Raw genomic sequence first — 25,394 nt, forward strand, 5'->3', positions numbered from 1 at the left:
CGGCCTTTCCCAGCAGGGCTCAGCAGCCCGCCGCCGGCTGTGGCGCCGCGAGGCCCAGGCAGTACTCGATCTGGGCGCACAGCGTGTGGCCGATGAAGATGTGGGCCTCCTGGATGCGCGCCGTGTCCTCGTGCGGCACCACGATGCACTGGTCGCAGAAGCTGGGCATGTAGCCGCCGTCCCGGCCGGTGAGGCCCACGGTGTGCAGGCCGGCGGCCCGGGCCACGGCCAGGGCCCGCAGCACGTTGCGGGATTGGCCTGAAGTCGAGATGCCGATGGCGCAGTCGCCCGGCCGGCCCAGGGCCGCGACCTGGCGGGCGAAGACCTCGTCGTAGCCGTAGTCGTTGGCCACGCAGGTGAGCACCGAGCTGTCGGTGGTCAGGGCCACGGCGGCCAGGGGGCGGCGCTCGCGCTGGAAGCGGCCGCTGAGTTCGGCGGCCAGGTGCTGGCAGTCCGCCGCCGATCCGCCGTTGCCGAAGAAGAGCAGTGTGTGGCCGGCGCGCAGCACGGCGGCAAGCCGGCGGCCGATCTGGCCCACCAGCATCTGCTGCCGGTGCAGCTCATGGAAGACCGACTGGTGCTCCTGCAGCAGGCGGTGGAACAGCTGGCCCAGCTCGTCGACCGGGGGCTGGGCGGGCAGGCATGAAGCGGCCTTCATGCGGGATCTTCCTCGAAGATGCCCATCTCGGCCAGGCTCAGCCGCGCGGTCCCGAACTTGCCCACCACGATGCCGGCCGCCCGGTTGGCCGCGCGCACGGCCTGCTCCAGGCTGGCGCCGCGCACCAGGAAGCAGGTGAGGGCGGCCAGGGCGGTGTCGCCCGCGCCGCTGACGTCGTAGACCTCGCGCGCCTCTGCCGGTACGTGCAGGGTGGCGCCGCCGCGCGAGTACAGCGTCATGCCCCCGGCGCCGCGCGTCACGAGCAGGTGCTGCAGATCCAGCCGGGCCATGAGCGCCTGCAGCTTGCCCTCCAGGTCGGCCTCGTCCGTCCAGTTGCCCAGCGCCGCCTGCAGCTCGGCCAGGTTGGGCTTGAGCAGCCAGGCTCCGCGGTAGGCCGCAAGATCCGGGTTCTTGGGATCGACCAGGGTGCGGCAGCCCGCCTGGCGCGCGTCCATCAGCAGCTGGGCGCTCTCGCTGAGCGTGCCCTTGCCGTAGTCCGAGAGCAGCAGGTAGCGCACCTGCGGCAGCAGCGGCCGGACCAGGGACATGAGGGCCTCGGCCACCTCGGCCGGCAGGGGCTGCTCGATGTCCATGCGCAGCAGCTGCTGGCGCTGGCTGACCATGCGAATCTTCTGCGTCGTCGGGAAGAGGTGGCTGCGGACCCAGTGGCGCTCGATATGGGGATGGTCCAGCAGGCGTTCCAGGCACAGACCCGCGGCGTCCTCGCCCACGGAGCCGGCCAGGCGGCAGGGGCAGCCCAGGCTCGCCAGGTTCAGCGCGACATTGGAGGCGCCGCCCGCCCGCGGGTCGTGGCGCTGCATGCGCAGCACCGGCACCGGCGCCTCGGGCGAGATGCGCTGCACGGCGCCTTCCAGGTAGACGTCCAGCATGCAGTCGCCCACGATCAGCACTTCGGGCGGCTTCATCGGCGCGCCTCCCGCAGGCCTTCGGAGGCGCTGCCCCGGATGCGCCGCAGCAGCGCCGTCGTCGAGTGCCCGGCGGCATAAGGCTCGATCTCTGTGCGGCCGCCCCAGGCGGCGACGAGGGCGGCCTCGGGCAGGCGCTCGGGGTGGTAGTCGCCGCCCTTCACGTAGACCTCGGGCTTCAGAAGCTGCAGCAGGGCGGCTGGCCCGCTGTCGTCGAACCAGCTGACCCAGCTCACGCAGCCCAGGGCCGCCACGAGGCGCGCCCGCTGCGGCAGCGGCAGCACGGGGCGGCGACCCGGCTTGCCCAGCCGGCCGGCCGAGGCGTCGGTGTTCAGCGCCACGAGCAGGCAGGCCCCATGGCGGCGCGCCCGCTCCAGGCAGGCCACATGACCGACATGGAGCAGGTCGAAGACGCCATTGGTGAACACCAGCGGCCGCGGCAGCCGGGCCATGAGCGCGGGCAGGGCTGCCGGCGCCAGGCATTTGCTCGAGCTGTCCCAGGCGTTCTGCACAGTGCAGTGCCTCCATGTTGAAAGAGTGATGCGCCAGGGCAGCGGGCGTGCCCGGTCCGGTGCGGACGGCGGATGGTGGGCGGGACGAAGGACTTGCCGCAAGGATTGCCGCGGCCCAGCGCCACGGCGGGCTCAGGGCGCCGAGGTCTCGGCGCTGCGCGGCTGCTGCGCGGCCGTGGAGATCAGGCGCAGCACATGCTCCGGGTCCACCGGCTTGGTCAGGTGGTGGTCGAAACCGGCGGCGATGGCCTCCCGGCGGTCAGCCTCCTGGCCCCAGCCGGTGATGGCGATCAGCACCGGGTGCTCCCCGCCGGGCAGGGCGCGGATGGCGCGCGCGACCTCCTTGCCGTCCTGCAGGGGCATGCCGATGTCCAGCAGGCAGACGTCGGCCGGATCGGCACGGAAGGCCGCAACGGCCTGCTCGCCGTCGTAGGCGCAGCTCACCCGGTGGCCTTGCATCTGCAGCAGCGCGGAGAGGCTCTGTGCCGCCTCCTCGTTGTCATCGGCGATCAGCACATGCATGGGACGCGCCGGTTGCGGCCGCGGCGCCGCCGGAGCCGGCTCGCGGGGACCCGGCTGGCTGACATGCAGCAGCGGGATGCGCACGGTGAAGCAGCTGCCGCAGCCGGGGCCGTCGCTGGCGGCCGTGATGCTGCCGCCGTGCAGGTCCACCAGGCCGCGTGCCAGCGCCAGCCCGATGCCCAGCCCGCCGCCGGGCTTGCCTTCGTCGCCGCTGCCCAGGCGGGTGTACATGTGGAAGACGTCACCCAGCGACGCCGGTGGCATGCCGATGCCGTTGTCGCTGACCTCGATGCACAGCTCGCCCTTGCCCGCCCGCGCCCGCAGCTGGATCTCGCCGCCAGGCTCGGTGTACTTGGCCGCGTTGCTGAGCAGGTTGGCCACCACCTGGGAGAGGCGCAGGGCATCGGCGTCGAAGCGCAGCGGGCGGCGGGGCAGCTCCAGCAGCAGGCGGTGCTGCTTGGCGTCGATGAGGGGGCGCACCGCCTCGACCGCGTTGCTGATGATGCTGCCCAGCTCCGCGCGGTCCAGGCGCAGCAGCAGCGCGCCGCGGGCGATGCGGGAGATGTCCAGGAGATCATCCAGCAGCAGGGCCATGTGGCGCACCTGGCGGTCGATCAGCTCGTTGCCCCAGCGCTTCTGCTCCTCGGTGGCCTCGGTGGCGCTGGACAGATGGGCGGCCTGGCGTATCGGCGCGAGCAGATTGCGCAGCTCGTGGGCCAGGGTGGCGATGAACTCGTCCTTGCGGCGGTCGGCGTCGCGCAGCTGCTGATCGTGCCGCCTGCGATCGCTGACATTGGCCGCCCACACCGCCAGCGAGTGGCCCATGGGCGAGACGATGCAGTGGAAGTGCTGCGCCAGCCCGCGGCCGCCCTCCGGTGCGCTGAACTCGAACTCGCAGGTCTCGTTGCGCAGCAGCGCGCGCTGGCACTGGGCCAGCAGGTCGGGCCGGCGCTGCCAGACGCCCACGAGGATGTCCTGCACCGGCCGCCCGATCAGCTGCTCGCGTCGGCCCTTGAGCGCACGGACCGTAGCGGCGTTGAGGTAGTCCAGACGGAAGTCTTCCAGCTGGCCGCTGTCATCGCGTACCGGGCTCAGCACGACGAAGGGCACGGCCGAGGCCTCGAGCACGGCCTCGAAGCGGAGCTCCGAGGCCTGCAGCGCCGCGCGGGCCCGGGCACGCTCGATGAAGAGCACGGCCTTGTTGGCGCACATGTCCATGGCGGTCCGCTCGCGCGCATTGGGCAGCCGCGCCTCCTGCAGGAACAGGCTCATGGCGCCCATCAGCTCGCCCTGGTCGCTGATCAGCGGCAGGGCATGGGCGGCATGGAGCCGGCGGCCGGTCATGAGGGCGCGGATGGGCTGGCACCGGGGGTCGCTCTGCATGTCCTGCACCATGAGGCGGGCCCGTTCCTTCATGGCCATGCCACAGATGCCGCCGTCATTGACCAGACGCTCCAGCTCGGCGGCAGGCATGTCAGAGAAGCCGTGCTGGGCCATGATGCGGGGCCGGCCGTCGTCCAGCATGCTGATGAGGCCGGCGCCGCTGTGGTGGATTTCAAGCGCCGTGGCCAGCACCTGCTGCAGCTGCTCCTCGAGGGTGCCCGGTGCCAGCAGGCGGCTGCTCAACTCGTGCAGGCGCCGCAGGTCCTCCAGCTGTTCGCCCAGCGCCGCCTTGGCGCCCTGCAGGTCCACCTCGGCGCGCTTGCGGGCGCTGATGTCGATGCCGGCGCCCTGGACGCGGGTGTGGCGGGTCTCGATGTCCTGGCTGACCTGGCCGCACAGCAGGACCCAGTAGGGCAGGCCGTCGGCATCGCTGAGATTCAGCTCGTGGAGGAAGAAGCGGCTCGGGCCGGTGGCCAGGCCCTCCAGCACCTCGCGCAGCCGGCGGGCCGAGACCTCCGGCAGCGGGGCCAGCCAGGCATCCAGGGCCTGGGGGGCGTGCGACCAGGGCAGCTGCAGCATCTCCGCGAAGCGGGGCGAGGCCTGGAGGCTGCGGTGCTGAAAGTCCAGCTCGAACAGGCCCAGACCGGCCTTCTCGACGATCTGGCGCTGCTGCTGTTCGGCCTGCTCGGCCTTCAGCACAGACTGCTGGACGTGACGCAGGCGGCGCGCCACGAGCAGCAGCAGCGCCCCGCCCAGCACGGCCTGCGTCAGCAGCGCCCCCACGGCCGGTGCAGGGGCCAGATCCAGGGCGCCACCCAGCCAGGGCAGCACCAGCCCGCCCAGCAGCAGGGTGAGGCCCGGCAGCGGGCCGGCCAGGACGCAGCAGACCAGGGCCAGCGGCACGGCGGCCCAGGGGGTGCTTGCAATGGAGGGTGACTGCTGGACGACGGCGTGCTCGCAGAGGGTGGCAAGAAGGGCCGTCGCCAATGCGAGGGCGTGGGCCTGCCAGCGCCTCGGGCTCCCTGCAGTTGGCATGGGTTTCTGCCCCTATGGGTACTCAATCGGCTGTCCTGGCCCGGGCTCCGCGGATTCTGAGGGGAAGGGAGCCGGGCCGGGCGGGCTATTGAAGCACATCAATGGTGGTGTGGGAAAGCATCGATCCCCTCAGTGCCGCATGCTGCCTTGCATTGCAGGGAATGCCAGCGCCCGTGTCGTCTGGCTTATGGAACGTTTGCGCCCGCCCTTGCACAGCGCCGAGGTGTCGCAGGCTCAGGACAGGGGGGCCTTGCGACGACGATGGGTGCGCTGCACGCAGCAGACGCCCATGAGGCTCAGCGTGAGCAGGCCGAGCCATGTCAGGCGGCGGTTGCTGCGGCTGCATGACCCCGTTGACTGAAGGGACTCATGGCCCTTGAAACGCGATGAATACATGGAACTCTCCGATTGGCATGCCGTGCGGGCCTAGGGCAATGGACGTTCCTGCGGCAACAAAGGGGCAGTGTCACAAGCTGATGCAAAAAGAGCGCTCGCGTCTTGAACATTTCACGCGTCAAAGTTGCAAGATGCACGCAGCCGTTCTGTCTGCATCCTTGCGGGCAGCAAGGCACCCATGGGACCTGGAAGGGAGATGGCGTGGCACATGCGCTGATCGTTGATGACGATGGCGATTCGGTCGAATCGCTGCAAGCACTGATCACGGCCGAACACTTCACGGTGTCCGTCGCCCATAACCTGAGGGACGCCCGGCGGCATATCGCCCTGCAGCAGCCGGACCTGATCCTGCTGGACCTCGAGCTGCCCGATGGCAACGGCATGGACCTCTTCACCGACCCCCAGCTGGTGGCCAACTCGGAGGTCGTGCTGATCACCGGCCATGCCTCGCTGGAGACCTCCATCCAGGCCTTGCGCCTGGGCGCCGCGGACTACCTCGTCAAGCCCATCAACCTGCGCCATCTGCAGGGCGTGCTTTCGCGCGTCACGCGGCCCGCGGTGCTGAAGGCCGAGGTCGCCGACCTCCATGCCCATCTGGCCGAGGACGGCAACTTCGGCCATCTGTGGGGGCGCGCGCCGGCCATGCTGCCGGTGTATGAGCAGATCTCGCGCGTGGCGGGCACGGGCGTGTCGGTCTTCATTCTGGGCGAGAGCGGCACCGGCAAGGAGCTGGTGGCCCAGACGGTCCACGACCTCAGCCGGCGGCGCAAGAAGCCCTTCCTGGCGGTCAACTGCGGCGCGATCTCGCCCAACCTGATCGAGAGCGAGATCTTCGGCCATGAGAAGGGCGCCTTCACCGGCGCCGACCACCAGCACCAGGGCTTCTTCGAACGCGCCAGCGGCGGCACGCTCTTCCTCGACGAACTGACCGAGATGCCCCTGGAGCTGCAGGTCAAGCTGCTGCGCGTGCTGGAGACCGGCCGCTACATGCGCGTGGGGTCCACACAGACCATGGAGGCCGATGTGCGCGTGATCGCCGCCTCCAACAGGCCGCTGATCCAGGCGGTCGAGGCCGGCAAGCTGCGCGAGGACCTGCTGTACCGGCTCAACGTCTTTCCCATCGAGCTCCCGCCCCTGCGCGACCGACTGAGCGACGTCCCCCTGCTGGCGCGCCACTTCCTGAGCGCGATCGGCGCCAAGGAAGGGCAGCACAAGCAGTTCACCGGGGCGGCCATGGAACGCCTGTGCCGCTATCGCTGGCCGGGCAATGTGCGCGAGCTGCGCAATGCCGTGCAGCGGGCCTATGTGATGGCCTCGGGCGAGCTGATCACCGACCAGTGGCTGCCCGCGCCCGACCTGCCTGCCGCGCCCGGCGGCGTGGCGCCCCAGCCTGGCGTGCTGCTGGTTCAGGAGCCGCCGCCCCAGGGCATCCTGGGCGCCCTGGGCGCCGTGCCGCTGGAGGGCGAGGGGACCGCAGGAGCGGGCGCGCCGCTCAGCACCGGGCTTGCTTCACCGGGCTATGCCGCTGCGGCGGCCCCCGGCCCGCTGGTGGCAGCGTCGGGCATGGTGGCAGGGGATGGCATGACAGCGGGCATGGCCCCGGGCGTGACCCCAGGTATGGCGGCGGCCGGGGCCGGCGCCGGCAACGGCCGGGAACAGGGCGCGCTGCTGGTGCCCATTGGCTGTTCCATGGCCGAGATCGAGCGCCGCTTCATCCTCGCCACGCTGGCGCACTACAAGCAGCACAAGGAGCGCACCGCCGCCGTGCTGGGCATCAGCTTGAAGACGCTCTACAACCGCCTGAAGGAATACGCGGCTACCGAGTCCGACTGGCCTGAGGGCAGGCCCTGAGGCACCCAGCGCTGCAAGGCCTCGGCGGGATTCATCAGCGCGGCATAGCGGCGCATCATCAGCCCGCTCACGCGGGACCAGTCCAGGGTGCGGGCCCGGCACAGCGCGAGGTCCAGGCGCAGCGCCTCCGGATCGTCCAGGGCCTGGCGCATGGCAGCGGCCCAGTCGGCGGGGCTGGCGCTGTCGACGGCCAGCGCCACGTCCGCGCCCAGCTCGCCCAGGCCGGCCCGGCTGCTCAGCACCACCGGCGTGCGGCAGGCCATGGCCTCCAGTGCGGCCAGGCCGAAAGTCTCCTGATCGCCGGCATGGACGAAGGCATCGCAGCTGGCCATGATGCGGGCCAGGCCGGACGGGTCCGCCACCGGCGGCAGCAAGCGGACTTGCGGTCCCGAGGGGGCACAGGGGCCGGCGCCCACGCACAGCAGCACATGGCCGGTCCCGAGGGCTCGCACCGCACGGGCCAGCAGAGGCAGGCGCTTTTCCGGCGCGAATCGCCCGCAGTACAGCAGCAGGCGCGTGCCGGGCGGCAGGCCCAGCTCGCGCTTGAGCCAGCGCGCCCAGCCGCCCTTGCGCGCGGCTGGTCGGAAGGTGCTGCAGTCCACGCCCAGGGGCTGGTACTGCACCTGGTCCAGGCCGCAGAGCCGCAGCTGGTGCTCCAGCGAGCGGCTGGGCGCCAGCACCAGGTCGAAGCCGCCGTACAGGCGGACGAGGTAGCGCTGGGCCCGTTCACGTGCCCACGCGCCGGCCCTGCGGCCGCCCAGCTGCCCCGCCCATCGTTCCAGCAGGGCAGGAAGATGGCTGTGGCAGAAGGCCACGGCCGGCACGCCCAGCTGCTGCGAGGCCTCCAGGCTGGCCCAGCCCAGCACATAGGGGTCGGCCGCCTCGATGAGGTCCGGCTGGGCCTGCTTCATCAGGGCGACGGCACGGCGGCGGTCCACGACGAAGCGGTAGCCGCCCGAGCGCGGCAGGCTCAGTCCGCCACAGGCCAGCAGGCCGGCGCCCTGGCCCTCGGGCACCAGCAGGCTGTGGCGCCAGCCTGCGTCCAGCAGCTGCTGACGCTTGGCGCTGATCACGCGCCGCACACCGCCGGTGGGGTTGCTGCTCCAGAACATCGTGGTGTCCAGCACGTGAGGTCCGGGCGCTGCGCCCGGAGCCCGGGCGGTCTGCGGGGGAAGGGGGAGGGTCGGGTCTTGCATGGCAGCGGCTCAGCAAGCCCTGTGCCCGGCACGCCGGCTGCCGCAGCACAGCATGGCGCGCTCCTCCCCCGCACCGGCCCCCATGGACCCTACCACGCCCCTGCGCTGGACCCCTAGCGACCGCCCCGGCCTGCGACGCGAGGGCCCGCCAGGCCGGTTCCGCTACCGTCTGCCGGATGGCCGCCTGCTGCGCGCGGGGCCTGAGCTGGCCCGGATCCGCGCCCTGGCCATTGCGCCGGCCTGGCAGTCCGTCTGGATCTCAGCCGATCCCCGGTCCCATCTGCAGGCCACGGGCCGGGACCAGCGCGGCCGCAAACAGTACCTCGACCACCCGGCCTGGCGGCAGCAGCGCAGCGAGCACAAGTTTGCCCGGCTGCAGGACTTCGGCCGCGGCCTGCCGCGACTGCGCACGCGCCTGCGCCGCAGGCTGGAGAGCGGCAGCACGCCGACGCGCGCCCGCGTGCTCGCCGCCCTTGTGCAGCTGCTGGACTGCAGCTGGATGCGCATCGGCAACGACAGCGATGCCCGTGAGAACGGAAGCTTCGGCCTCAGCACCTTGCGCTGCCGGCACCTGCGGCTGCAGGGGGAGGCGCTGCACCTGCGTTTCATCGGCAAGAAGGGGGTGGCTCATCATGTGAGCCTCAGCGATGCCCGGCTGGCGGCGCTGGGGCGGCGCTGGTGCGGCGCTGCCGCGAGTTGCCGGGCGACGAACGCTTCCAGTACCTGGACGAAGCCGGGCAGGTCCACCGCGTCAGCTCGGCGGACGTCAACGCCTGGCTGCTCGAGCAGCTGGGCCCTGGCATGACGGCCAAGGTCTTCCGGACCTGGCATGGCAGCGTGCTGGCCCTGGACCTCGTGCTGGCCGCGGCGCTGCAGGACCAGGCCCCGGACCTGCCGGCCCTCGTGCGCCAGGTCGCCCAGCGCTTGGGCCACACGCCGGCCGTGTGCCGGGCCTCCTCCCTGCATCCCGCCGTCCTGTTGCTGGGCGCCGAGCTGGTCGATCCTGCGCGGCGCCGGGGCCTCAGTCAGACCGAGGCCCAGCTGCTGGCGATGCTTGCGGCGGCCCGCCCTGGGCCAGCAGCAGAGCCTCGAGCTCGGACCACTGCCTGACGCGGTGATCCGGCTCGCGCAGGGGGCTCATGCGCCACACGGTCTCCCCGCCGCAATCGAAGAGCAGGCTGCGGCAGCCGGCGCGATGGCCGGCCTCCACGTCGTCCAGGGTGTCGCCCACCATCCAGGAGCGGGTCAGGTCCAGCTTGAGCTGGGTGGCGGCCTGCAGCAGCAAGCCGGCCGCCGGCTTGCGGCAGTGGCAGGCCGGCGCGCCGGCGTCGTTGGGCAGATGGGGGCACAGCAGCACACCGTCGAGTTCCACGCCGTCGGACTCGCGCAGGCGCTGGCGCAGGGCCTGCTCCAGCCGGTCGAAGGCGTCTCGCGTGAACAGGCCGCGCCCGATGCCGCTCTGGTTGGTGATCATCACCAGCGCGAAGCCGGCCGAGGACAGGCGCGCCAGGGTGCGGCCCGCGCCCGGCATGAAGCGCAGCCGGGCAGGGTCGACGTTGTAGGGCACGTCCTCGACCAGGGTGCCGTCCTTGTCCAGGAACAGCGCGGGTGCCCAGGGTCTGCGGCTCTGCCTGGCCCTCAGGGCCGGCAGGCGCGCGCTCAGGGCCACGAGCTTTCCCGCTCGGGGAGCACCGTGAGCTCGGCGATGCTGGTGCCGCGCGGCTGTTCCAGCACATGGCGGATGGCACGCGCCACATGGGCCGGGTCCTGCAGGCGCTCGGGGTCGAGGTCGGGGAAGCGGTCCAGCAGGAAAGGGGTCCGCATGCCACCCGCCACAATGGCGCAGACGCGGATGCCCTGCTCGCGCAGCTCCGCATGCAAGGCGTGCGAGAGCCCCAGCAGCCCCCACTTGCTGGCATGGTAGGCGCTGGCATTGGGCCAGGCACGTTTGGAAGCCGTCGAGGCGATGTTGATGATGTGGCCGCCGCCACCGGCCTGGCGCGCCATGCAGTCCGCGGCGTACTTGCTCAGCACAAAGGGACCGGACAGATTGGTGTGCAGGATGCGCAGCCAGTCCTCCACCTCCAGCTCGGCCAGGGGCGCGGTGACGTCGGTCGCCGCATTGTTGACCAGCGCGTCCAGGCGGCCGAACTGCTGCTCGACACGGCCGATGGCCAGGCGGCACTGGGCCGGGTCGGCCACGTCCAGCGCAAGCGCCAGGACCTCGATGTCCAGCGGGGCCAGCGTCTTGGCCTGCGCTTGGGCGCGCTGCAGGTCCATGTCGGCGAGCACCAGTCGGGCGCCCTGCCGGCCCAGCTCAAGGCTCAGCGCGGCGCCCAGACCCTGGCCGCCCCCGGTGATCAGCACCACGCGCCCCTTGAGGGAGAGCGGCCTGAGGGCTTCGCTGACCTCGCTGTCGGGGCTGAGGAAGAGGTCCTGGGTCTTCGGCGTGGCAGCAGAAGCGGAGCGGGTGGAGGAAGCGGAGGTGGCGGAGGACGCTGGATTCATGCTGTGTTCCGGGCAGGAGGCCTCGCGGGCCGGGGTGGAAGGGAGGGGCTGCTGCGCGCCGCCCCGAGCCCCTGAGCACGCAGCGTGCCGGCCGTGCTGCCCGCCTGCCCGGGTAAGCCTTGCAGCAGGATTTCCTGCGGCCCGGCCGGGCAATGGCGCCATGCAATGGCATGCCGCTTGCCCCAGGACGCCGGCAGGTCTCTGCAGGGGTGAGCCGGACCGCCGGCCTCCCTCTCCTGATCATTGAAAGGAATGCACGATGGGCATGAATGAAACGCACGCTGGCGTGAGCAGCGCCAGAACTGAGGCCGCGGACCTGGTGGACCGCACCGCACAGGGCGCGCACCAGACCGTCGACCGCCTGGCCCAGCAGGCCGCGCCTGCGGTCCAGAAACTGCAGGACCAGATGGAGGACGCCGGCGAAATGCTCCAGGAGCGCGCCGAGCAGATGCGCGACATGGGTCGCCAGTGGCGCGAGGGCCTGCGCAGCAGCGTGCGTGAGCATCCCCTGACCACCGTGGTCGCGGCCCTGGCCGTCGGTGCCCTGATCGCACGGCTCTCTCGGTGACGGCGCCGCCCATGCCGCCGGGCATGGAGCCCGGCACGACTCGCGAGGGCCGCGACAGCCCGCCCGACGAAGGCCCGCCTTCCGGCTGGCTGGGCGGGGTGCAGACCCTGGTGCTGAGCTTCGTGGGTCTGCTGGGCGATGGCCTGGAGCTGCTGTCTCTGGAGTTGCAGCGCGGCCTGCGCCTGCTGGAGCGCCTGCTGTGGCTGATGCTGCTGGGGGCCGCCGCCCTGTTCACGGCCTGGCTGTTCTTCTGGATCGGCCTGGCCGTGGTGCTGACGGACGCCGGCATGATGTGGCCCCTCGCCTGCGCCATCGTGGTGCTGGGCAATGCCGGTGTGCTGGCCATGTGCCTGTCCCAGGCGCGGCTGCTGCGCCCCATGTTCGCGATGCCTGCGCTGCGGCGGCAGATGGGCCTGGGCAGCGAGGAGTCCCAGGCCGAGGCCGCCCGGGCCCAGGCGGCTCGCGACTACGCGGCCCGGCACGGCGCCTCAGGCGCTGCGCCGGACGCCTCTGACACATCGTCGGGCCCCTCCCGTGCGGGTCCGGATGAAGGCCGCCATGAATGAACGTCCCGAATCCTCGTCCCCCCGCAAGCCTTCGGCCGAGGTCGGCCTGGAACAGCAGATCCTGGCGGTCGAGTTGCGCATGCTGCAAAGGCGCCGCCGGTTGCTGGGCTCATGGAACGAGGTCGAGCATGCGATGGGGCAAGTGCTGGCGCCGCGTGCCTGGCTGTGGCCCCTGGCCCTGGGCGGCGTCGCTGGCTGCCTGCTGGGCCTGCTGTGGCGGCGGGGAGACCGGAGCGCCGCGCCTGCGTCACGATCAGCGCACCGTGGCCGGGCCCACGGCGCCAGCGCGGCCGGAGCCGGTGCCCTGGCCGGGGCCCTGGCTCTGCTGGGGCCCTGGCTTCGCAGCCTGCTGACGCCCCTGGTACACCAATGGCTGCGGCCCGCCGTGCTCGAGGCGGCCGAGGGCCTGATGCTGGCCCTGCTGGGCGGCGTGCTGAAGACGCCGGCCCAGCGCCACCGCGCCCGGCCGGTGGGCCCGGCCGCTGCCACGCCCACGCCGGCGGCTGCCTCGCCGGCCGGCTCCCCGCCGGCTGCCGCTCCGTCGCATGACTGATCCCCGGGGCGGGCGCCGCCCCGGCCCTCGGCTGCAAAGGGTCAGGTCTTGCCTTTGAACGCATGATGAACGCCTTGCCCCCCTGGCCGCCTTTGCCCGACTGGTCGTCCGTTTTCGCCTTCTCCCTGCATCCGCTGGAGCTGGCGCTGCGCGGGACGGTCATGTACTGGCTGCTCTTCCTGATGTTCCGCTTCGTGTTGCGGCGCGACGCCGGCAGCATCGGCCTGGCCGATGTGCTGCTGCTGGTGCTGATCGCCGACGCCTCGCAGAACGCCATGGCCGGCGAGTACCGCTCCATCGGCGACGGCGTGGCGCTGGTGGGCACCATCGCGGGCTGGAACTGGGTGATCGACTGGGCGGGCTACCGCAGCCGCTTGCTGCGGCGGTTCCTGCAGGCGCCTGCCACGCTGCTCGTGCGGGAGGGCCAGGTGCTGCAGGCGAATCTGCGGCGCGAAATGATCACGCGGGACGAGCTGATGGGGGCCCTGCACCGCGAAGGCCTGACCCGGCTGGACGAGGTGGCGCGCGCCTGGATGGAGAGCGACGGCTCCATCACCGTCGTGCCGCGCGACTGAGGCTTCCCGGCCTCCGCCGCGCGGCCCACGGGCTCCGGTCAGGCCCGGTGCTCGGTGGCGCGGGCTTCGTCGCGCAGGCGCCGGACCTGATCATGGTTGCGCTGCACGCCGTTCATCTGACGCTGCACCACCAGCAGCACGTCCGCCGGCAGGTCCTGCTGCAGGGCCTTGCGGTAGCGGGCCACGGCGGCGTCCTCGCCGCGTTCGCATTCCTCCAGCATGGCCACGTCGCTGTAGCCGGCCAGGGTGCCCTTGACGCTCACCCAGCCGCGGTGCATGGCGCCGCTGACGCTGCCTTCGTCTTCCGCCTTGCCGCCGTACTGGCGCACCAGCTGCTGCAGCTCCAGGGCGGCTTCTCGGCATTCCAGGGCCCGTGCCGCGAAGATCTGGCGGATGCTGGCGCTGCGCACATGCTCGGCGCTGGCGGTGAAGCCGTATTCACCGTCCTTGCAGGTCTCGATCAGGTTGTTGAGCGTGTCGACGACATCGTCCTTTTCCATGGCTGTGCCTCCGAAAGTGGTTACTCGGCGTCGGCGGGTGCCGGCGCTCGCAGCGAGGCAGCAAGCCTTGTTCCCGGTCCCCCGCGTGCACCCCGCGTGCACCCCGCGTGCACCCCGCAGATGCCCTCAGTCCCGCGTGGCCTGGGGGCCGCTGATGGCGCGACGCAGCGCGTCCAGCAGCTGGGCGGGGGAGCAGGGCTTGCGCAGCACGATCAGCGTGGGGTCGTCGGTGACGGGCGTCGCGCTGTAGCCGCTGATCAGCACGGCCGGCAGCTCCGGCCGCATGGCGCGCAGTGCCTTGACCAGGGTGAGGCCGTCCATGCGGCCGGGCATCATCACGTCGGACAGCACGACGTCGATGCCCGCGCCGGTGCCGAAGCGCCGCAGGGCCTCGTCGGCGTCGTAGACGCACAGCACCTGGCAGGAGAAGGAGCGCAGCAGCGTGGCCGTGACCCGGCTCAGCTCCTCGTTGTCCTCCACCAGCATCACCCGTGCGCCCGCCAGGCTGCTGGTGGCACCGGCCTCGGCGCCGGCCTCTGCCGGCGCACGCGTCTGGCTGGCCGGCAGCAGCAGGCTGACGACGGTGCCACCTTCCGGCGGGCAGTGGATGCGCGCCGTGCCGCCGGCCTGTACGCAGAAGCCCAGCACCTGGCTCAGGCCCAGCCCCGTCGCGCGGCCGACGGGCTTGCTGGTGAAGAAGGGCTCGAAGACGCGGGGCAGGATGTCCGCCGGGATGCCCGGGCCGTCGTCCGCCACCTTGATCAGCACATAGGCGCCCGGCGCGAGTCCGGCCAGCTCGTCCTCGCGGGCATTGCGCAGGCTGAAGCTCACCTTGCCCGCGCCGTTGAGGGCGTCCCGCGCGTTCAGGGCGATGTTAATCAGGGCCAGCTCCAGCTCTGCCGGGTCCGCCGTCACCAGGCGCACGCCGGGCTGGAGGTCCATGGTCAGGCTGACGCGCTTGCCCAGCACGGTGCTCAGCAGCGCCTCGAGGTCCTTCAACGTGCTGGCCAGGTCCAGGGACTGCGGATGGACGGCCTGCTGCCCAGCAAAGCGCAGCAGGTGCTGTGTCAGGCGGCTGCCGACCTCCACCGAGCGCCGGATGGCGCTCAGCGGCACCTGCAGCGCCTCGTTGTGCACATGGCGCTGGATGAGGTGGGCGCTGTTGCTGATCACGCCCAGCAGGTTGTTGAAGTCATGGGCGACGCCGCCGGTCAGCCGCCCCAGGGCGGCGATGCGCTGGCTGCGCGAGCTGATCTGCTCGGTCTCCCGCGTGCGTTCCACGGCCTCGTTGACCCGCTGCTCCAGCTCGCTGCGGGAGCGCCGCATGGCCTCGCTGGCGTTGACCAGGGCGCGCGAGACGTAGTCCCATTCCTCGATCCCCGTGGGATGCTGGCGCAGCGGCCCGCCCGTCTGCAGGGACTGCGCCATGGAGGTCAGGTCGTCCAGGGGCCGGGCGATGCGCCGGCTGAGCCACAGCGCGCCGGCCAGGCCCATGGCAAGCAGGACCATGGCGCCCAGCAGCACGGGCAGCAGGGACTGCAGCTGACCGCCGGCCAGGCGGTCGCGTGGGGCGGTGATGATGAAGCTCCAGCCCTGCGAGGAGGTGCTGAAGTAGGTCAGCACCGCCTGGCCGTTGGGGTTGCGGCCCTGCAGCAGCGCCTCGTCATGGGCCTGCATCAGGGCGCTCAGGGCAGGCCAGGCCGCCGGCTCGGTGAGGGCGGGGCCGCCCGAGGAACTGGCCACGATGTGGCCGCGCCCGTCCAGCACGGCGGCGGTCCAGTCCGGCGGGAGGTCCTGATGGTTGATCAGGCGCTGCAGTTCCAGGGGCACGATCGTGACCTCCAGGTTCGCCAGCACATGCCCGCGCCGCTCCACCGGCTGCACCAGCGAGGCGTGAGACGGGATGCCATGGCGGCCCGGTTCCAGCGAGCCGACCATGGGCCGGTTCGCCAGCGGCGGCGCGCCGGGCTCGCGCGGGCGGCGCGAGGAGAGGGGCTCCTCGCCGGTCGAGGGCGGAAGGCGAGTGCTGAAGAGGACCTCGTCCGGCGTGCTCAGCACCACCCAGCCGTCCAGGCCCTGCACGGCGCGTCGGGCCTGGGTTTCCAGCAGCTGAAGCTGGGCGGGCTCGATGTCGGGCAGCGTGTCCAGGGTCCGCGCCAGGGCCAGGACGCGGGCGATGGCCGCGCGCTGGGCCAGCTCGCGGTCCACCACCATGGACAGGGCGCGGGCATCGTCCCGCAGATGGCGCACCAGCCGCTCCTCGCCGGCCCGCCAGGCCGCCCACAGGGCCGCCAGGGTGCCGGGCAGCACCACCGCCAGCACCAGCAGGACCAGGCGCGTGCGCACCGACAGGGTCAGCCGTGGCGCGTGCTCGCGCAGCTGGGCGCCCCAATGCCGCAAGCGCTGCCAGCCCGAGGAGGCGTGGGCGGCAGGTGGGGGCTCCACTTCATCGCGTTCCAGCATGGGTCGACATCCAACACGGCAGACACCGCCCCCCGTCAGCCCGGAACTTTGGGCAAGGAGCGACCAGGTCCCAGCAGGCTGCGCAGGCTCGCGCATGGCCGGCTGCTGGCAGAGAGGTAGAGGGCAATGACACGCAGTTTACGGTTGCGCCGGCAAACGCAGCGAAGGCAGATCAGCAGGGGCACGGCAATCAGGGCGCCTGCCAGGCCCCACAGCCAGGCCCACAGCAGCACCGACAGGAAGACCGAGAGCGGATTGATGGCCAAGCGGCTGCCGATCAGCCAGGGGCTGACCAGATTGCTCTCGAGGGCATGGATGGACAGGAAAGCGGCCGCCGGCAGCAGCAGCTGCAGGCCCTGCGCATCGGTCATGGCGCCGGCCAGGGCGAGGGCCGCCGCGGCGACCCACGGCCCGATGTAGGGGATGAAGTTCAGCAGGGCCGCGGCCACGCCCCACAGGCCTGGGTTGGGCAGGTCCAGCAGGCTCAGAGCCAGGGCGGTGGCGAGGCCCACGCCGAGATTGATCAGGCTGAGGGTCAGCACATAGCGCGAGAGGTCGCGCTGCACGGCGCGCAGCCCGCCCAGCACCACGGCCCGCAGGCGGGGACGTGCCGGCAGGACCTCGAGGCAGCGCGACAGCAGCCAGTGCTCGGAGGCCAGGAGGAAGTAGAGCAGGATCACGGTGGATGCCGCCGAGAGCGTGAAGCGCACCCCTTCCGTGAGGAGCGAGCCGGTGAGGGCGACGCCCTCGCTGGCCAGCCGGGCCTTGACGGAGTCCGTCGCCTCGACGGCGCCCTGGGCCCGGCCGCTACCGCTGCGCAGGCCGGGAAACTCGCCCCGCCAGCGGTCGATGCGTGAGAGCACGCTGCCCAGGGCGCGCGGCGCGCGCTCCCACCACTGGGCCGCGGGCTCCGCCAGCAGCGCCGCCACCGTGCCGCCGGTGCCCAGCAGGGCCCCCACCAGCAGCGCGGCGCCCAGGGTCTCGGGAATGCCGTGCCGCCGCAACCGCCGCACCGCCGGCGTCAGCACAAAAGCCAGCATCAGCGCGATCACCACCGGCACCAGCAGCGACCGCGCTTCCCGCAGCAGGAAGAGCAGGGCGATGACGAACAGCCCCCCGATCGCCCATGCATTGCGCATGACGATCCAGGACGCGAGGCGTTCCGCGGGCACCCAGGTTTCCTGCTGCAGACCGTTCGCCGCCGGCGCCTACTTCTGCGGCGTGCTGACGACGATGTTGTTGCGCACGCCCTTCACGTCGGGCACGCCCGCGGCGATGGTGCCGGCATGGTCCTTCTCGGTCTGGCTGGTGGCGAAGCCCGAAAGCTGGACCGTGCCCTTGAGCGTCTCGACATTGATGCGCATCGCGGCGACCGTCGGGTCTTCCGCCATGCGCGCCTTGACGCGGGTGGTGATGGTGGCGTCGTCCACATACTGGCCGACGGAGCTTTGACCGCTGGTGACGGCACAACCCTGCAGACCTGCAAAGGAAAGGGCCACGGCTGCGGCAAAGAGGACATGCTTCATGTGCTTGCTCCGAAGTGACGGGGTTTGCGGACAGGGCCCGCTGCCCCCCAGGGCAATCGCCGCGCCTGCCCTGCACCAGGGCTGCAGCTGGGGCCGCAGCGGACGCGAAGGAATTGCGGCAAGTCTTGCCGCGAAGGCCCCCCGGGATCGGGGGTGTGGGCGCTGATCGCCCGGGCCAATGACCCTGATGGCCGCTTGTACGGCTGCTTACATGCGGGCGGCGCCTCGTGGGCAAGCGCCGCCATCTCCGTGAAATCCCAATGAATTCGCGGTGCTGCGCGAGAAAGTGCTGCGGGCAAGCGCGCCTCCCAGGCTGCGCATGGACAGCGGGCAGCGGCGGTCCGGCATGCAAGTTGCGAGTCACCGCACATCCGTTCAATCACGTCATGGGAGTGCGCAATTGATCTTCACCGAACTTCGAACCTCGCAGCGTCAGACGCAGACCCTGTCACCGCGCCTGCAGCACGCGGTCCGGCTGCTGCAGATGTCCTCGCTGGACTTCAGCGCCATGGTGCACGACATGCTGGGACGCAACCCCTTCCTGGAAACCGCCGAGGGTGCGGACGGCACCGAGGAGACCGAGCTTCCCCTGGCCCCGCCGCCCGCCGCGGAGCCCACGCCCACGGAGCTGGCCGAAGCGCCGCCGCCGGTGGAGGCCGCCGAAGCCGACCTGGCGGACGACAGGGAAATCTGGAACGCCGAGGGCGGCTCCGGCGGCAGCCGCCCGGAGGACGGCGAGTTCGGTGCCCTGGACCTCACGCCCGTCCCTCAAAGCCTCCACGACCACTTGCGCAGCCAGATCAACGTGCTGAACCTGCCCGAGCGAGACCATGTGCTGGCCTGCATCGTGGCGGAGTCGGTGGACGAAGACGGCTACCTGCGCACCCCGCTGGAGGAGCTGGCGCCCCTGAGCGGCCTGGAGCCGGCGGCGGACATGGACGAGATGCAGATCGCCCTGAAGCGCGTGCAGTCCCTGGATCCGGCCGGCGTGGGCGCCCGCACGGTGGCCGAGAGCCTCTGGCTGCAGCTGCCGGGCATCGACTGCGAGCACACCCGCGGCCTGGCGGAATGCATCGTGCGGGACCACATCGAGCTGCTGGCCACGCGCGACATGCCGGCCCTGGCCGAGCGCCTGGGCGTGACGCCGGCCGAGGCCGAGTCCGTCTGCCTGCGCCTGCGCCGGCTGGATCCCCGGCCGGGCTGGCGCTTCAGCAGCTCGCAGGCCGCCTACATCGTGCCGGATGTGCTGACGACGAAAGTAGGTGGCCAGTGGCGCGTGCAACTGAACCCGGCTGTCATCCCGCGGGTGCGCATGAACCAGGTCTATGCTGAGCTGTTCCAGCGTCACCGCCGTCAGGGCGACGGCGAGATGGCCAGCCATCTGCAGGAGGCGCGCTGGACCCTGCGCAACATCGACCAGCGCTTTGCGACCATCATGGACGTGGCCGCGGCCATCGTGCGCCGCCAGCGCCATTTCCTGGAGTTCGGCGCCATGGCCATGAAGCCCCTGGGCCTCAAGGAGATCGCCGATGAGGTGGGCATCCACGAGTCCACCGTCTCGCGGGTGACGAACAACAAGTACCTCGCCACGCCCAGCGGCGTCTATGAGCTGAAGTACTTCTTCTCCCGCGCCATCGTCAGCAGCAACGGCAGCGCCTGCTCGGGCACGGCCATCCGCGGCCTGATCAAGGACATCATCGACGCCGAGAATCCCAGCACCCCCTTGTCCGACGCCGACATCACCCGGCTGCTGGCCCGCCAGGGCCTGGTGGTGGCGCGGCGTACGGTGACCAAGTACCGGCAGATGCTGAAGATCGACGCGGTGGAGCGGCGCCGCCAGCACGCCTGAGCCGCGTCCCTGGGGCGTCCTCAGCGGCGCCGCGAGGCAGGCTCCGGGGGGCCGGACTTCGGGCTTGCGGGCTCCATCAGTTCTTTGCGCCGCTGGGCATCGAGGCCGGGCGTGGCGTGCAGGTCGGTGTCCACCTGGCCCTGGGCGAGGTCAGCCGCGGCCTGGCCCATCACCTCGCGCTGGCGCTCGCCCGCCGGGCCGCTGCCGTGCTGCGCCGTCGAGGCACTGCCGCTGGACTCGTCCCGCTCATGGGGCAGGGCCAGGTCGTGATCGTCGGGAGGCAGCGGCGAGCCGGGCGCCACGGGGCCGTGGTCCAGTACATCGCTGGGCTTGCCGGGCCGATGCGGACGGTCCCCCGGGCGGCCCTCGTGTGAGCGCTTCGAGTCCATCTCGTCTCCTTCGTTCAGTGCCACGGCACGGCGCCGTCCGTGCTGCGGGCAAGGCGTGCGCCCAGGGCACGCGGTTTGCTCATCAGGGCTCGACGGCACCGCGCCAGGACCGGCCGCGGCGCCTGATGATGAGGCCCACAACCCAGGAGTTAGCGATGATGATGACCTCCCCGAATCACCGATCCAAGGCCGTGCTGCTGTGCGCGGCGGCCCTGCTGTGCCTGTCCGCCTGCGAGCGGCGCAACGATGTTCCGGCACCGGAGACGGGCCGCACGAGCCCCCAGCCCGACCTGCAGGCCTCCGCCCCGTTGCCGCAGACGCCGGCCTCCTCGGCCAGCTCGGTGCCCTGAGCGAGGCGCCGACCGGACGCCATCAGGCGAAGCAAAGGGGCGACCTCGGTCGCCCCTTCCTCTGCCCAGCCAGGCCGTGAGGCCGGACCGGTGCTTGCCTGAGCCGGGTGCGTCAGCGCGTGGCCGCTCCCAGCCGGTCCAGCGTGGCATCCAGCTGGCGGCGGTAGTTGGGATCGTTGACATCGGGCCACTGCTTCTTGTCGAAGCCCTGCTTGGCGTCCAGCTGCTCGCGCGGCACCAGCAGGACCAGGTCGACCTTGGCGTCCGCCGGGAAGCGCAGGGACTTCATCGGCAGCGTCAGCAGGCGGTCGTTCATGTTCCAGGAGCGGTCGAAGTCCAGCACGGCGTAGCGCACGCGGCCGCTGGACATGGAGACGACCAGGTCCTGGATCTCGCCGGCATTCTTGCCATTGGTGTCGTCCACGTTCTTGCCCATCAGCTTGCTGGCGCGCAGCAGGTGCGCATTGGGCTTGGGCATGAGGCGAGCGCCGGGGCCGAAGTGGCGCTCGAGCGAGCTGTTGTAGTCCGGCGAGGTCCAGTCCGGCCAGTGGTTGCGCTCGAAGCCGGGGGCGCGGCGCAGGCGTTCCTTGTCCACGTCCAGCACCAGCTCGTCGCGGTCCATGGAATGGCGGAACACGGTCAGGGGGTAGGCGAAGAGCTTGTCGCCCAGTCCCAGGAAGCCGCCGAAGGACAGGATGGCGTAATGGATGACTTCGTTGTTGACGTCAATGATGAGGTCATTGATTTCCCCGAGCTTTTCTCCCTGCGGATTGCGCACGTCCTTGCCGATCAGCTGGCTGACGCGCGCATCGCGCGATGTCGCCTGGGCGGCCTGCCGGGTGGCTGCGGGGCCGCTGGGAGGGGGGGTGGTCTGGGCTTGGGTCGTCAGGGCGGCCAGGCCGAGCAGGGTCGCGATCCACAGGGGGCGCAAGCTCGGTCGGCCGTGGGCTCGTTGAAATTTGTCATGCATGGAGGGCTCCGAAGTTGAGGGGCTTGATCGGCAGACGGGCTGCCGCTCACCTGGTTCAGGCAAGCCTCGTGCCTGACACTGGAGCCCCCCACCCGACGCTCAGGAACTGAGCTGCTGCGAGGGGTCCTCGGCCGCGCCGCCGCCCGTGGTGCCGGTGGCCCGCGGCGCACCCGCATGGGCCGGGCCGGTGGGCTGGGAGATGTCCGACAGCGCCTGGCCGGTCCTGCCGTGCTCGGCCGCGCTGGTCCTGGCGGCCACGTCGCCCAGGGTGACCATGCCCACCAGGCGATGCTCGGCGTCCAGCACCGGCAGGCGCCGGACGGCGGCATCGCCCATCTTGTGCAGCACCTCGTCCAGCGGGTCGTCCTCGTGGCAGCACTGCACCTCGCGGGTGATCATGCCGTCCAGCCGCGTGGTGTCGGCCGGATAGCCCTGGGCCATGCCGCGCAGCACCAGGTCGCGGTCCGTCACCAGGCCCACCAGGCGCTCGCCATCGCAGACGGGGATGACGCCCACGTCCAGCGTCTCCATGGCCTGCGCGGCCTGCAGCATGCTGTCCTCGGGCGTCAGGGTGCGGACCCCGCGCGTCATCACGTCGGATACCTTGCTCATCGTGTGACTCCTGCGGGCTAGCTAGCGGTGCTCCGAGGCGGACAGGCGCTCGCTCAGGCTGCGGGCCAGCTGCAGGTGTTCCTGCAGGCCGGGCAGCGTCTTCTGGGCGAAGGCCTTGACCTCGGGATCGCTGGCCGAGGTGGCGGCGCGCTGGAAGTCCGCGACCGCGGCCTTGTGGTCCGTCACCATCTGCTTCATGAACTCACGGTCGAACGCTGCACCGTTGAGGCCCTGCAGGCGGTCCAGGCTGTGCTGGGCGGACGCCGACAGCTTCGGGTGCGGGCCGTCCGCGCTGCCCATGCCCATGGGCATGCCGGTGCCGGGCGTTGCCGTCGAGGAGCTTGCGGTGTTGCTGCCGGGACTGCTGCTGGGGCGAGCGCCGATGCCCGCGGCGGGGGGCGCCTCCATGAGCCTGTCCGACCTGGAGGATGCCGTGCTTGTCGTGCCGGTGTCGTCCGGGCCGAGCAGGCCCCGGCTGCTGCCCAGGGCCTGCAGCTCGCCGTAGACCCGCGTGTGGTCCTGCACCATGCGTTCGGCGAAGCTCTTCACCTCGCTGCTCTGGGCGCGCATCTGCCCAAGGCGGCCCATCTCGACCTCGGCCCTGCCGGCCGCGGCGGCCTTGCTGAGGAACTGCTGGTCGCTCTTCGTGGCCTTGCCGGTGTTGCCGGCGCGCTGGCGCGTCTGCAGGACGGCGTCGGCGCCATCGGAATGCGGGCCCGAGGCCGCGTGCGGCCGGGTGCCGGGTTCCTTGGGCGTGTCGGCCGTGCCGGCCAGGGCCCAGGCCGCAGTGCCGACAGCGGCCATCCAGCTGACCATCAGGTGGGTCAGCGCAGGGGGTCGAAAGGATCGCTTCATCGGTTCACTCCTTCCATCAGCTTTCAATGCGAAGCTGGCTGAAGGGTTCCGGCAATCGGCGTGCGAGCGGGACGGGAAGTGCGGGACAGGGAACAGCGGCGAGCCCCCGCTGGATCACGCGCTGAGCGACTCAGCGAAGCCGGGCCGCCGGGCCCTGCCCCAGGGCCCGGCGCAGCAGCAGCGCGCCGCACAGCATCAGCAGCAGGGCGCAGGCCAGCAGGGCGGCCTCCAGCACGCCGGGTTCGGCCGCTTCGCCGGGCGCGCCCATCAGCCGGTTCAGGCCCAGCCAGTAGTGGCACACCAGGCCGTCGATCACCTCGAACAGGCCCCATCCCAGCAGGCCGGCGCCCAGCAGGCCGCTGGCCGACCACCAGCGCTGCGTCCCCCGCCCCGCTCCGTAGAGCAGGACCAGGCCCAGCAGCAGGAAGGCCCACATCAGGCCCAGGAAGAGGCCGTCGATGAACTGGTTGAGGCGCAGGTCCTGCAGCGTCTCGGGCGGCAGCCAGGCCGACAGGGTGTGGTGGCTCTGCAGGATCTCGTGGAAGAGGATGCCATGCGCCATCCCGCCCAGGCCCAGGCCCAGCAGCACGCCGGCCACGATCAGGGGGCCGCGCCGGCCGTCGGGCTTCATGCGGCCCTCCGCGCGGGGGGCGCAGCGGCGAGCGCCGCGTGCTGCGCCGGGCTCGGCACGAGCCGTGCCGGGCCCGGCGCTCGCGGGGCGGCCTTGCACAGCTCGCCCAGTGCGAGGCCGGCGGCAAAGCCCAGGTAGACCAGGCACAGGCTGTCGGCCCGCAGGCGGCGCTCAAAGCCGGGGCGCAGGGCGGGCGGCACCCCTTTCAGGTCTACCCAGGCCGCCAAGGCGCTCAGGGCCAGGGCATCCCGCAGGACCTCCCGTGGCCGCGGCTCCGGCGCCTGCGCGCCGCGCAGCAGCCGGCGGCCCTCGAAGACCAGGCTCCAGAAGCAGGAAGCGCCGACATGGATCAGCGCGCCCGTGACCGTGTGGCGAGCGCTGAAGCCCCGTGCGCGGAAGGCGCTGCGGGGCCACAGCCAGTGGCTGATGGCGTTGAGGGGGACGGCGCCGTCGCCGTCGTCACGCCGGCCGCGCAGGACCAGCAGCAGGCCGGAGAGCAGGGCGCCTCCGGCGGCGCGTTGCAGTATTCGCTGCGGCATGAATGTCAGGCCCTGACGGGCGCTTGCCGCAGCTCTGTCGGCAAATCGTGCCGCAGCAGCAGGCAAGGGCGGCGCCAGGCGGGGCTCCGGCGCCGCGCATGGGCCGGCAGCCCCATGGGCGGGGGCATGGTGGGCGGTTCACCCAGGGGCGGGGGCATCTCGATGGGCTCGGGCTCCTGGATGTCGGGCGGCAGCGGGTCCGGCGAGCGCTGCGGCCCGTGAGGCGGCGGCGGCACAGGCGGCAGCTCCGGGGGGATGGGCGGCGTGGTGTGGGCCTGCAGGGTGGGGGGGAGCTGTATGGGCATGGACGTCTCCTGGGGCCGCGCAAGAGGGCCCGGGCTCCCACCTGCAATCGGCGCGCCTGCCAGCCTCGCATGGGCGGCAGTCCCGGATCGCCACTTGCCTGCACAAGGTACCGCGGGGGCACCGCCTGCCCGCCTGCCGGCGCCCCCTTCAGCCCCAAGACCGCACAGCCAGGAGTCCCACCATGAGCCATTCGGAAGGGCAGGCGTTCGCCGCCCAGGAGCCCCCCGCCACGCAGTCCGACAAGCCGCCGCCGCAGCACCTGGCCGGGTCCGGCAGCGAGGCCCAGCTGGATCCGCCGCCGCGCTTCATGGCCGAGCACTACCAGGGCAGCGGCAAGCTGCAGGGCCTGGTCGCGCTGATCACGGGCGCAGACTCCGGCATCGGCCGCGCCGTGGCCGTGCTCTTCGCGCGTGAGGGCGCCGATGTGTGCATCGTGCACCTCAGCTCCCATGAGGACGCCCGGCACACGGCGGACTTGGTCGAGGCCGAGGGGCGGCGTGCCCTGGTCGTGGCCGGTGACGTGCGGGAGCCTGACTTCTGCGAGTCCGCCGTGCGTGCCTGCGTGGACGAGCTGGGCCGCCTCGACGTGCTCGTCAACAACGCCGCCTTCCAGCGGCACGCGGACTCCCTGCTGGACATTGACCAGGAACAACTGGAGCGCACCTTCCGCACCAACGTCTTCGGCTACCTGCAGATGGCGCGGGCCGCGCTGCCCCACCTGAAGCGGGGCGCCTGCATCATCAACACGGGCTCCTCCACCGGTCTGCGCGGCAACGCGAAGCTGATCGACTACTCGGCCAGCAAGGGCGCGGTCCATGCCTTCACCAAGGCCCTGGCCCAGGCGCTGCTGCCTGAGGGCATCCGCGTCAATGCGGTCGCGCCGGGCCCGGTCTGGACGCCATTGAACCCGGCCGACCTGCCGGCCGAACAGGTCCCCCAGTTCGGCAGGAACAGCGACATGAAGCGCCCCGCCCAGCCCGAGGAGCTGTCCCCGGCCTATGTGTTCCTGGCTTCGTCGGTGTGCTCGTCCTACATCAGCGGCGTGGTCCTGCCGGTGACGGGCAGCGTGGGGGCCATCTGAAGCGTCCCGGGCAGCGGCGAAGGCGCGCCGATTGCCCCTGCGGTGCTTCATCCATCCCGTCTGCCCTGTTCCGA

The 25,394-nt window shown here is 71.7% G+C and carries 29 protein-coding genes; 10 read left to right on the forward strand and 19 right to left on the reverse strand.

Annotated elements, in window-relative coordinates:
* Positions 1-19: 19 nt before the first annotated feature.
* From ABDJ40_RS15555 to ABDJ40_RS15575, 5 genes are all read right to left on the reverse strand, one after another.
* Positions 20-658 (reverse strand): D-sedoheptulose-7-phosphate isomerase, encoded by a 639-nt coding sequence (locus ABDJ40_RS15555; RefSeq protein ID WP_347611251.1) that lies wholly within the window; start codon positions 656-658, stop codon positions 20-22.
* Positions 655-1,584: a bifunctional heptose 7-phosphate kinase/heptose 1-phosphate adenyltransferase gene (locus tag ABDJ40_RS15560; RefSeq protein ID WP_347611252.1), complete on the reverse strand. Its 930-nt coding sequence runs from the start codon at positions 1,582-1,584 to the stop codon at positions 655-657. The genes ABDJ40_RS15555 and ABDJ40_RS15560 overlap by 4 nt, the downstream gene beginning before the upstream one ends.
* Positions 1,581-2,096, reverse strand: a complete 516-nt coding sequence (locus ABDJ40_RS15565) for an adenylyltransferase/cytidyltransferase family protein (RefSeq protein ID WP_430765648.1) — start codon at positions 2,094-2,096, stop codon at positions 1,581-1,583. Before ABDJ40_RS15565 ends, ABDJ40_RS15560 begins: the two co-directional genes overlap by 4 nt.
* A gap of 132 nt (positions 2,097-2,228) precedes the next feature.
* Positions 2,229-5,036, reverse strand: a complete 2,808-nt coding sequence (locus tag ABDJ40_RS15570; protein WP_347611253.1) for a hybrid sensor histidine kinase/response regulator — start codon at positions 5,034-5,036, stop codon at positions 2,229-2,231.
* Between the two features lie 234 nt (positions 5,037-5,270).
* Entirely contained in the window at positions 5,271-5,432 is a 162-nt protein-coding gene (locus ABDJ40_RS15575; RefSeq protein ID WP_347611254.1) for a hypothetical protein, read from the reverse strand.
* A gap of 201 nt (positions 5,433-5,633) precedes the next feature.
* On the opposite strand from ABDJ40_RS15575, the gene ABDJ40_RS15580 reads away from it, so the two are divergent.
* Positions 5,634-7,283, forward strand: coding sequence for a sigma-54-dependent transcriptional regulator (locus tag ABDJ40_RS15580; protein ID WP_347611255.1), 1,650 nt, complete (start codon positions 5,634-5,636; stop codon positions 7,281-7,283).
* Here ABDJ40_RS15580 and ABDJ40_RS15585 read toward each other — a convergent pair.
* Positions 7,223-8,479: a glycosyltransferase gene (locus ABDJ40_RS15585; protein ID WP_347611256.1), complete on the reverse strand. Its 1,257-nt coding sequence runs from the start codon at positions 8,477-8,479 to the stop codon at positions 7,223-7,225. The genes ABDJ40_RS15580 and ABDJ40_RS15585 overlap by 61 nt on opposite strands.
* 52 nt (positions 8,480-8,531) lie before the next feature.
* Between ABDJ40_RS15585 and ABDJ40_RS15590 the strand changes: the two genes are divergently transcribed.
* Complete coding sequence (locus ABDJ40_RS15590) at positions 8,532-9,284, forward strand: hypothetical protein (RefSeq protein ID WP_347611257.1); 753 nt, start codon at positions 8,532-8,534, stop codon at positions 9,282-9,284.
* A complete protein-coding gene (locus tag ABDJ40_RS15595; RefSeq protein ID WP_347611258.1) occupies positions 9,176-9,589 on the forward strand; it encodes a hypothetical protein in 414 nt (137 codons plus the stop codon). The genes ABDJ40_RS15590 and ABDJ40_RS15595 overlap by 109 nt, the downstream gene beginning before the upstream one ends.
* On the opposite strand, the gene ABDJ40_RS15600 is transcribed toward ABDJ40_RS15595, so the two are convergent.
* Both ABDJ40_RS15600 and ABDJ40_RS15605 read right to left on the reverse strand, forming a co-directional pair.
* The gene (locus ABDJ40_RS15600) at positions 9,501-10,148 is read right to left on the reverse strand and encodes a D-glycero-alpha-D-manno-heptose-1,7-bisphosphate 7-phosphatase (RefSeq protein WP_347611259.1); all 648 of its coding nucleotides are present in this window, start codon (positions 10,146-10,148) and stop codon (positions 9,501-9,503) included. The two genes, ABDJ40_RS15595 and ABDJ40_RS15600, sit on opposite strands and share 89 nt — an antisense overlap.
* Positions 10,139-10,987, reverse strand: a complete 849-nt coding sequence (locus ABDJ40_RS15605; protein WP_347611260.1) for an SDR family oxidoreductase — start codon at positions 10,985-10,987, stop codon at positions 10,139-10,141. Before ABDJ40_RS15605 ends, ABDJ40_RS15600 begins: the two co-directional genes overlap by 10 nt.
* A gap of 265 nt (positions 10,988-11,252) precedes the next feature.
* Between ABDJ40_RS15605 and ABDJ40_RS15610 the strand changes: the two genes are divergently transcribed.
* The 4 genes from ABDJ40_RS15610 (at position 11,253) to ABDJ40_RS15625 (ending at position 13,249) form a co-directional block, all read left to right on the forward strand.
* Entirely contained in the window at positions 11,253-11,555 is a 303-nt protein-coding gene (locus ABDJ40_RS15610) for an ElaB/YgaM/YqjD family protein (protein WP_347611261.1), read from the forward strand.
* An 11-nt stretch (positions 11,556-11,566) separates the two neighbouring features.
* Positions 11,567-12,121 carry a hypothetical protein gene (locus ABDJ40_RS15615; RefSeq protein WP_347611262.1) on the forward strand — a complete coding sequence of 185 codons (555 nt, stop codon included), beginning with the start codon at positions 11,567-11,569 and terminating at the stop codon, positions 12,119-12,121.
* Entirely contained in the window at positions 12,114-12,674 is a 561-nt protein-coding gene (locus tag ABDJ40_RS15620; protein ID WP_347611263.1) for a hypothetical protein, read from the forward strand. Before ABDJ40_RS15615 ends, ABDJ40_RS15620 begins: the two co-directional genes overlap by 8 nt.
* Before the next feature lie 65 nt (positions 12,675-12,739).
* The gene (locus ABDJ40_RS15625; protein ID WP_347611264.1) at positions 12,740-13,249 is read left to right on the forward strand and encodes a DUF421 domain-containing protein; all 510 of its coding nucleotides are present in this window, start codon (positions 12,740-12,742) and stop codon (positions 13,247-13,249) included.
* A gap of 38 nt (positions 13,250-13,287) precedes the next feature.
* On the opposite strand, the gene ABDJ40_RS15630 is transcribed toward ABDJ40_RS15625, so the two are convergent.
* From ABDJ40_RS15630 to ABDJ40_RS15645, 4 genes are all read right to left on the reverse strand, one after another.
* Positions 13,288-13,749: a PA2169 family four-helix-bundle protein gene (locus ABDJ40_RS15630; RefSeq protein ID WP_269633369.1), complete on the reverse strand. Its 462-nt coding sequence runs from the start codon at positions 13,747-13,749 to the stop codon at positions 13,288-13,290.
* 126 nt (positions 13,750-13,875) lie between these two features.
* Positions 13,876-16,212: a hybrid sensor histidine kinase/response regulator gene (locus ABDJ40_RS15635; RefSeq protein WP_347611265.1), complete on the reverse strand. Its 2,337-nt coding sequence runs from the start codon at positions 16,210-16,212 to the stop codon at positions 13,876-13,878.
* 35 nt (positions 16,213-16,247) lie between these two features.
* Positions 16,248-17,351 (reverse strand): AI-2E family transporter, encoded by a 1,104-nt coding sequence (locus ABDJ40_RS15640; RefSeq protein ID WP_347611266.1) that lies wholly within the window; start codon positions 17,349-17,351, stop codon positions 16,248-16,250.
* 69 nt (positions 17,352-17,420) lie between these two features.
* Positions 17,421-17,738 carry a BON domain-containing protein gene (locus ABDJ40_RS15645; protein WP_347611267.1) on the reverse strand — a complete coding sequence of 106 codons (318 nt, stop codon included), beginning with the start codon at positions 17,736-17,738 and terminating at the stop codon, positions 17,421-17,423.
* Positions 17,739-18,138: 400 nt separating this feature from the next.
* Between ABDJ40_RS15645 and rpoN the strand changes: the two genes are divergently transcribed.
* Complete coding sequence (gene rpoN, locus ABDJ40_RS15650; protein ID WP_347611268.1) at positions 18,139-19,587, forward strand: RNA polymerase factor sigma-54; 1,449 nt, start codon at positions 18,139-18,141, stop codon at positions 19,585-19,587.
* Positions 19,588-19,607: 20 nt separating this feature from the next.
* Here the strand turns inward: rpoN and ABDJ40_RS15655 are convergent, their stop codons facing one another.
* Positions 19,608-19,976 carry a hypothetical protein gene (locus tag ABDJ40_RS15655; protein WP_347611269.1) on the reverse strand — a complete coding sequence of 123 codons (369 nt, stop codon included), beginning with the start codon at positions 19,974-19,976 and terminating at the stop codon, positions 19,608-19,610.
* A 155-nt stretch (positions 19,977-20,131) separates the two neighbouring features.
* Here ABDJ40_RS15655 and ABDJ40_RS15660 point away from each other — a divergent pair, with 155 nt between their 5' ends.
* A complete protein-coding gene (locus ABDJ40_RS15660) occupies positions 20,132-20,326 on the forward strand; it encodes a hypothetical protein (protein WP_347611270.1) in 195 nt (64 codons plus the stop codon).
* Positions 20,327-20,438: 112 nt separating this feature from the next.
* On the opposite strand, the gene ABDJ40_RS15665 is transcribed toward ABDJ40_RS15660, so the two are convergent.
* The 6 genes from ABDJ40_RS15665 to ABDJ40_RS15690 form a co-directional block, all read right to left on the reverse strand.
* Positions 20,439-21,296 (reverse strand): PRC-barrel domain-containing protein, encoded by an 858-nt coding sequence (locus tag ABDJ40_RS15665; protein ID WP_347611272.1) that lies wholly within the window; start codon positions 21,294-21,296, stop codon positions 20,439-20,441.
* A 99-nt stretch (positions 21,297-21,395) separates the two neighbouring features.
* On the reverse strand, positions 21,396-21,908 hold the full coding sequence (locus tag ABDJ40_RS15670) for a CBS domain-containing protein (protein WP_347611274.1): 513 nt from the start codon (positions 21,906-21,908) through the stop codon (positions 21,396-21,398).
* A gap of 21 nt (positions 21,909-21,929) precedes the next feature.
* Positions 21,930-22,763: a DUF4142 domain-containing protein gene (locus tag ABDJ40_RS15675; protein WP_347611276.1), complete on the reverse strand. Its 834-nt coding sequence runs from the start codon at positions 22,761-22,763 to the stop codon at positions 21,930-21,932.
* Between the two features lie 130 nt (positions 22,764-22,893).
* A complete protein-coding gene (locus ABDJ40_RS15680) occupies positions 22,894-23,394 on the reverse strand; it encodes a DUF2243 domain-containing protein (RefSeq protein ID WP_347611278.1) in 501 nt (166 codons plus the stop codon).
* Complete coding sequence (locus ABDJ40_RS15685; RefSeq protein ID WP_347611280.1) at positions 23,391-23,933, reverse strand: hypothetical protein; 543 nt, start codon at positions 23,931-23,933, stop codon at positions 23,391-23,393. Before ABDJ40_RS15685 ends, ABDJ40_RS15680 begins: the two co-directional genes overlap by 4 nt.
* Positions 23,934-23,938: 5 nt before the next feature.
* Positions 23,939-24,238, reverse strand: coding sequence for a hypothetical protein (locus tag ABDJ40_RS15690; protein ID WP_347611282.1), 300 nt, complete (start codon positions 24,236-24,238; stop codon positions 23,939-23,941).
* A gap of 182 nt (positions 24,239-24,420) precedes the next feature.
* Here ABDJ40_RS15690 and ABDJ40_RS15695 point away from each other — a divergent pair, with 182 nt between their 5' ends.
* Positions 24,421-25,320, forward strand: coding sequence for an SDR family oxidoreductase (locus tag ABDJ40_RS15695; protein ID WP_347611284.1), 900 nt, complete (start codon positions 24,421-24,423; stop codon positions 25,318-25,320).
* Positions 25,321-25,394 lie beyond the last annotated feature (74 nt).

The sequence above is a fragment of the Roseateles flavus genome, from assembly GCF_039872765.1.
In the GTDB taxonomy this organism is placed as follows: Bacteria; Pseudomonadota; Gammaproteobacteria; order Burkholderiales; family Burkholderiaceae_C; genus Roseateles_B; species Roseateles_B flavus.

What these genes read in the sequence shown, in the direction of transcription:
- ABDJ40_RS15555 (WP_347611251.1), bottom strand. Translation starts at nt 658, where the DNA reads ATGAAGGCCGCTTCATGCCTGCCCGCCCAGCCCCCGGTCGACGAGCTG.
- ABDJ40_RS15560 (WP_347611252.1), bottom strand. Translation starts at nt 1,584, where the DNA reads ATGAAGCCGCCCGAAGTGCTGATCGTGGGCGACTGCATGCTGGACGTC.
- ABDJ40_RS15570 (WP_347611253.1), bottom strand. Translation starts at nt 5,036, where the DNA reads ATGCCAACTGCAGGGAGCCCGAGGCGCTGGCAGGCCCACGCCCTCGCA.
- ABDJ40_RS15575 (WP_347611254.1), bottom strand. Translation starts at nt 5,432, where the DNA reads ATGTATTCATCGCGTTTCAAGGGCCATGAGTCCCTTCAGTCAACGGGG.
- ABDJ40_RS15585 (WP_347611256.1), bottom strand. Translation starts at nt 8,479, where the DNA reads ATGCAAGACCCGACCCTCCCCCTTCCCCCGCAGACCGCCCGGGCTCCG.
- ABDJ40_RS15590 (WP_347611257.1), top strand. Translation starts at nt 8,532, where the DNA reads ATGGCGCGCTCCTCCCCCGCACCGGCCCCCATGGACCCTACCACGCCC.
- ABDJ40_RS15605 (WP_347611260.1), bottom strand. Translation starts at nt 10,987, where the DNA reads ATGAATCCAGCGTCCTCCGCCACCTCCGCTTCCTCCACCCGCTCCGCT.
- ABDJ40_RS15610 (WP_347611261.1), top strand. Translation starts at nt 11,253, where the DNA reads ATGAATGAAACGCACGCTGGCGTGAGCAGCGCCAGAACTGAGGCCGCG.
- ABDJ40_RS15615 (WP_347611262.1), top strand. Translation starts at nt 11,567, where the DNA reads ATGCCGCCGGGCATGGAGCCCGGCACGACTCGCGAGGGCCGCGACAGC.
- ABDJ40_RS15620 (WP_347611263.1), top strand. Translation starts at nt 12,114, where the DNA reads ATGAATGAACGTCCCGAATCCTCGTCCCCCCGCAAGCCTTCGGCCGAG.
- ABDJ40_RS15625 (WP_347611264.1), top strand. Translation starts at nt 12,740, where the DNA reads ATGAACGCCTTGCCCCCCTGGCCGCCTTTGCCCGACTGGTCGTCCGTT.
- ABDJ40_RS15630 (WP_269633369.1), bottom strand. Translation starts at nt 13,749, where the DNA reads ATGGAAAAGGACGATGTCGTCGACACGCTCAACAACCTGATCGAGACC.
- ABDJ40_RS15635 (WP_347611265.1), bottom strand. Translation starts at nt 16,212, where the DNA reads ATGCTGGAACGCGATGAAGTGGAGCCCCCACCTGCCGCCCACGCCTCC.
- ABDJ40_RS15640 (WP_347611266.1), bottom strand. Translation starts at nt 17,351, where the DNA reads ATGCGCAATGCATGGGCGATCGGGGGGCTGTTCGTCATCGCCCTGCTC.
- ABDJ40_RS15645 (WP_347611267.1), bottom strand. Translation starts at nt 17,738, where the DNA reads ATGAAGCATGTCCTCTTTGCCGCAGCCGTGGCCCTTTCCTTTGCAGGT.
- ABDJ40_RS15655 (WP_347611269.1), bottom strand. Translation starts at nt 19,976, where the DNA reads ATGGACTCGAAGCGCTCACACGAGGGCCGCCCGGGGGACCGTCCGCAT.
- ABDJ40_RS15660 (WP_347611270.1), top strand. Translation starts at nt 20,132, where the DNA reads ATGATGATGACCTCCCCGAATCACCGATCCAAGGCCGTGCTGCTGTGC.
- ABDJ40_RS15665 (WP_347611272.1), bottom strand. Translation starts at nt 21,296, where the DNA reads ATGCATGACAAATTTCAACGAGCCCACGGCCGACCGAGCTTGCGCCCC.
- ABDJ40_RS15670 (WP_347611274.1), bottom strand. Translation starts at nt 21,908, where the DNA reads ATGAGCAAGGTATCCGACGTGATGACGCGCGGGGTCCGCACCCTGACG.
- ABDJ40_RS15675 (WP_347611276.1), bottom strand. Translation starts at nt 22,763, where the DNA reads ATGAAGCGATCCTTTCGACCCCCTGCGCTGACCCACCTGATGGTCAGC.
- ABDJ40_RS15680 (WP_347611278.1), bottom strand. Translation starts at nt 23,394, where the DNA reads ATGAAGCCCGACGGCCGGCGCGGCCCCCTGATCGTGGCCGGCGTGCTG.
- ABDJ40_RS15685 (WP_347611280.1), bottom strand. Translation starts at nt 23,933, where the DNA reads ATGCCGCAGCGAATACTGCAACGCGCCGCCGGAGGCGCCCTGCTCTCC.
- ABDJ40_RS15690 (WP_347611282.1), bottom strand. Translation starts at nt 24,238, where the DNA reads ATGCCCATACAGCTCCCCCCCACCCTGCAGGCCCACACCACGCCGCCC.
- ABDJ40_RS15695 (WP_347611284.1), top strand. Translation starts at nt 24,421, where the DNA reads ATGAGCCATTCGGAAGGGCAGGCGTTCGCCGCCCAGGAGCCCCCCGCC.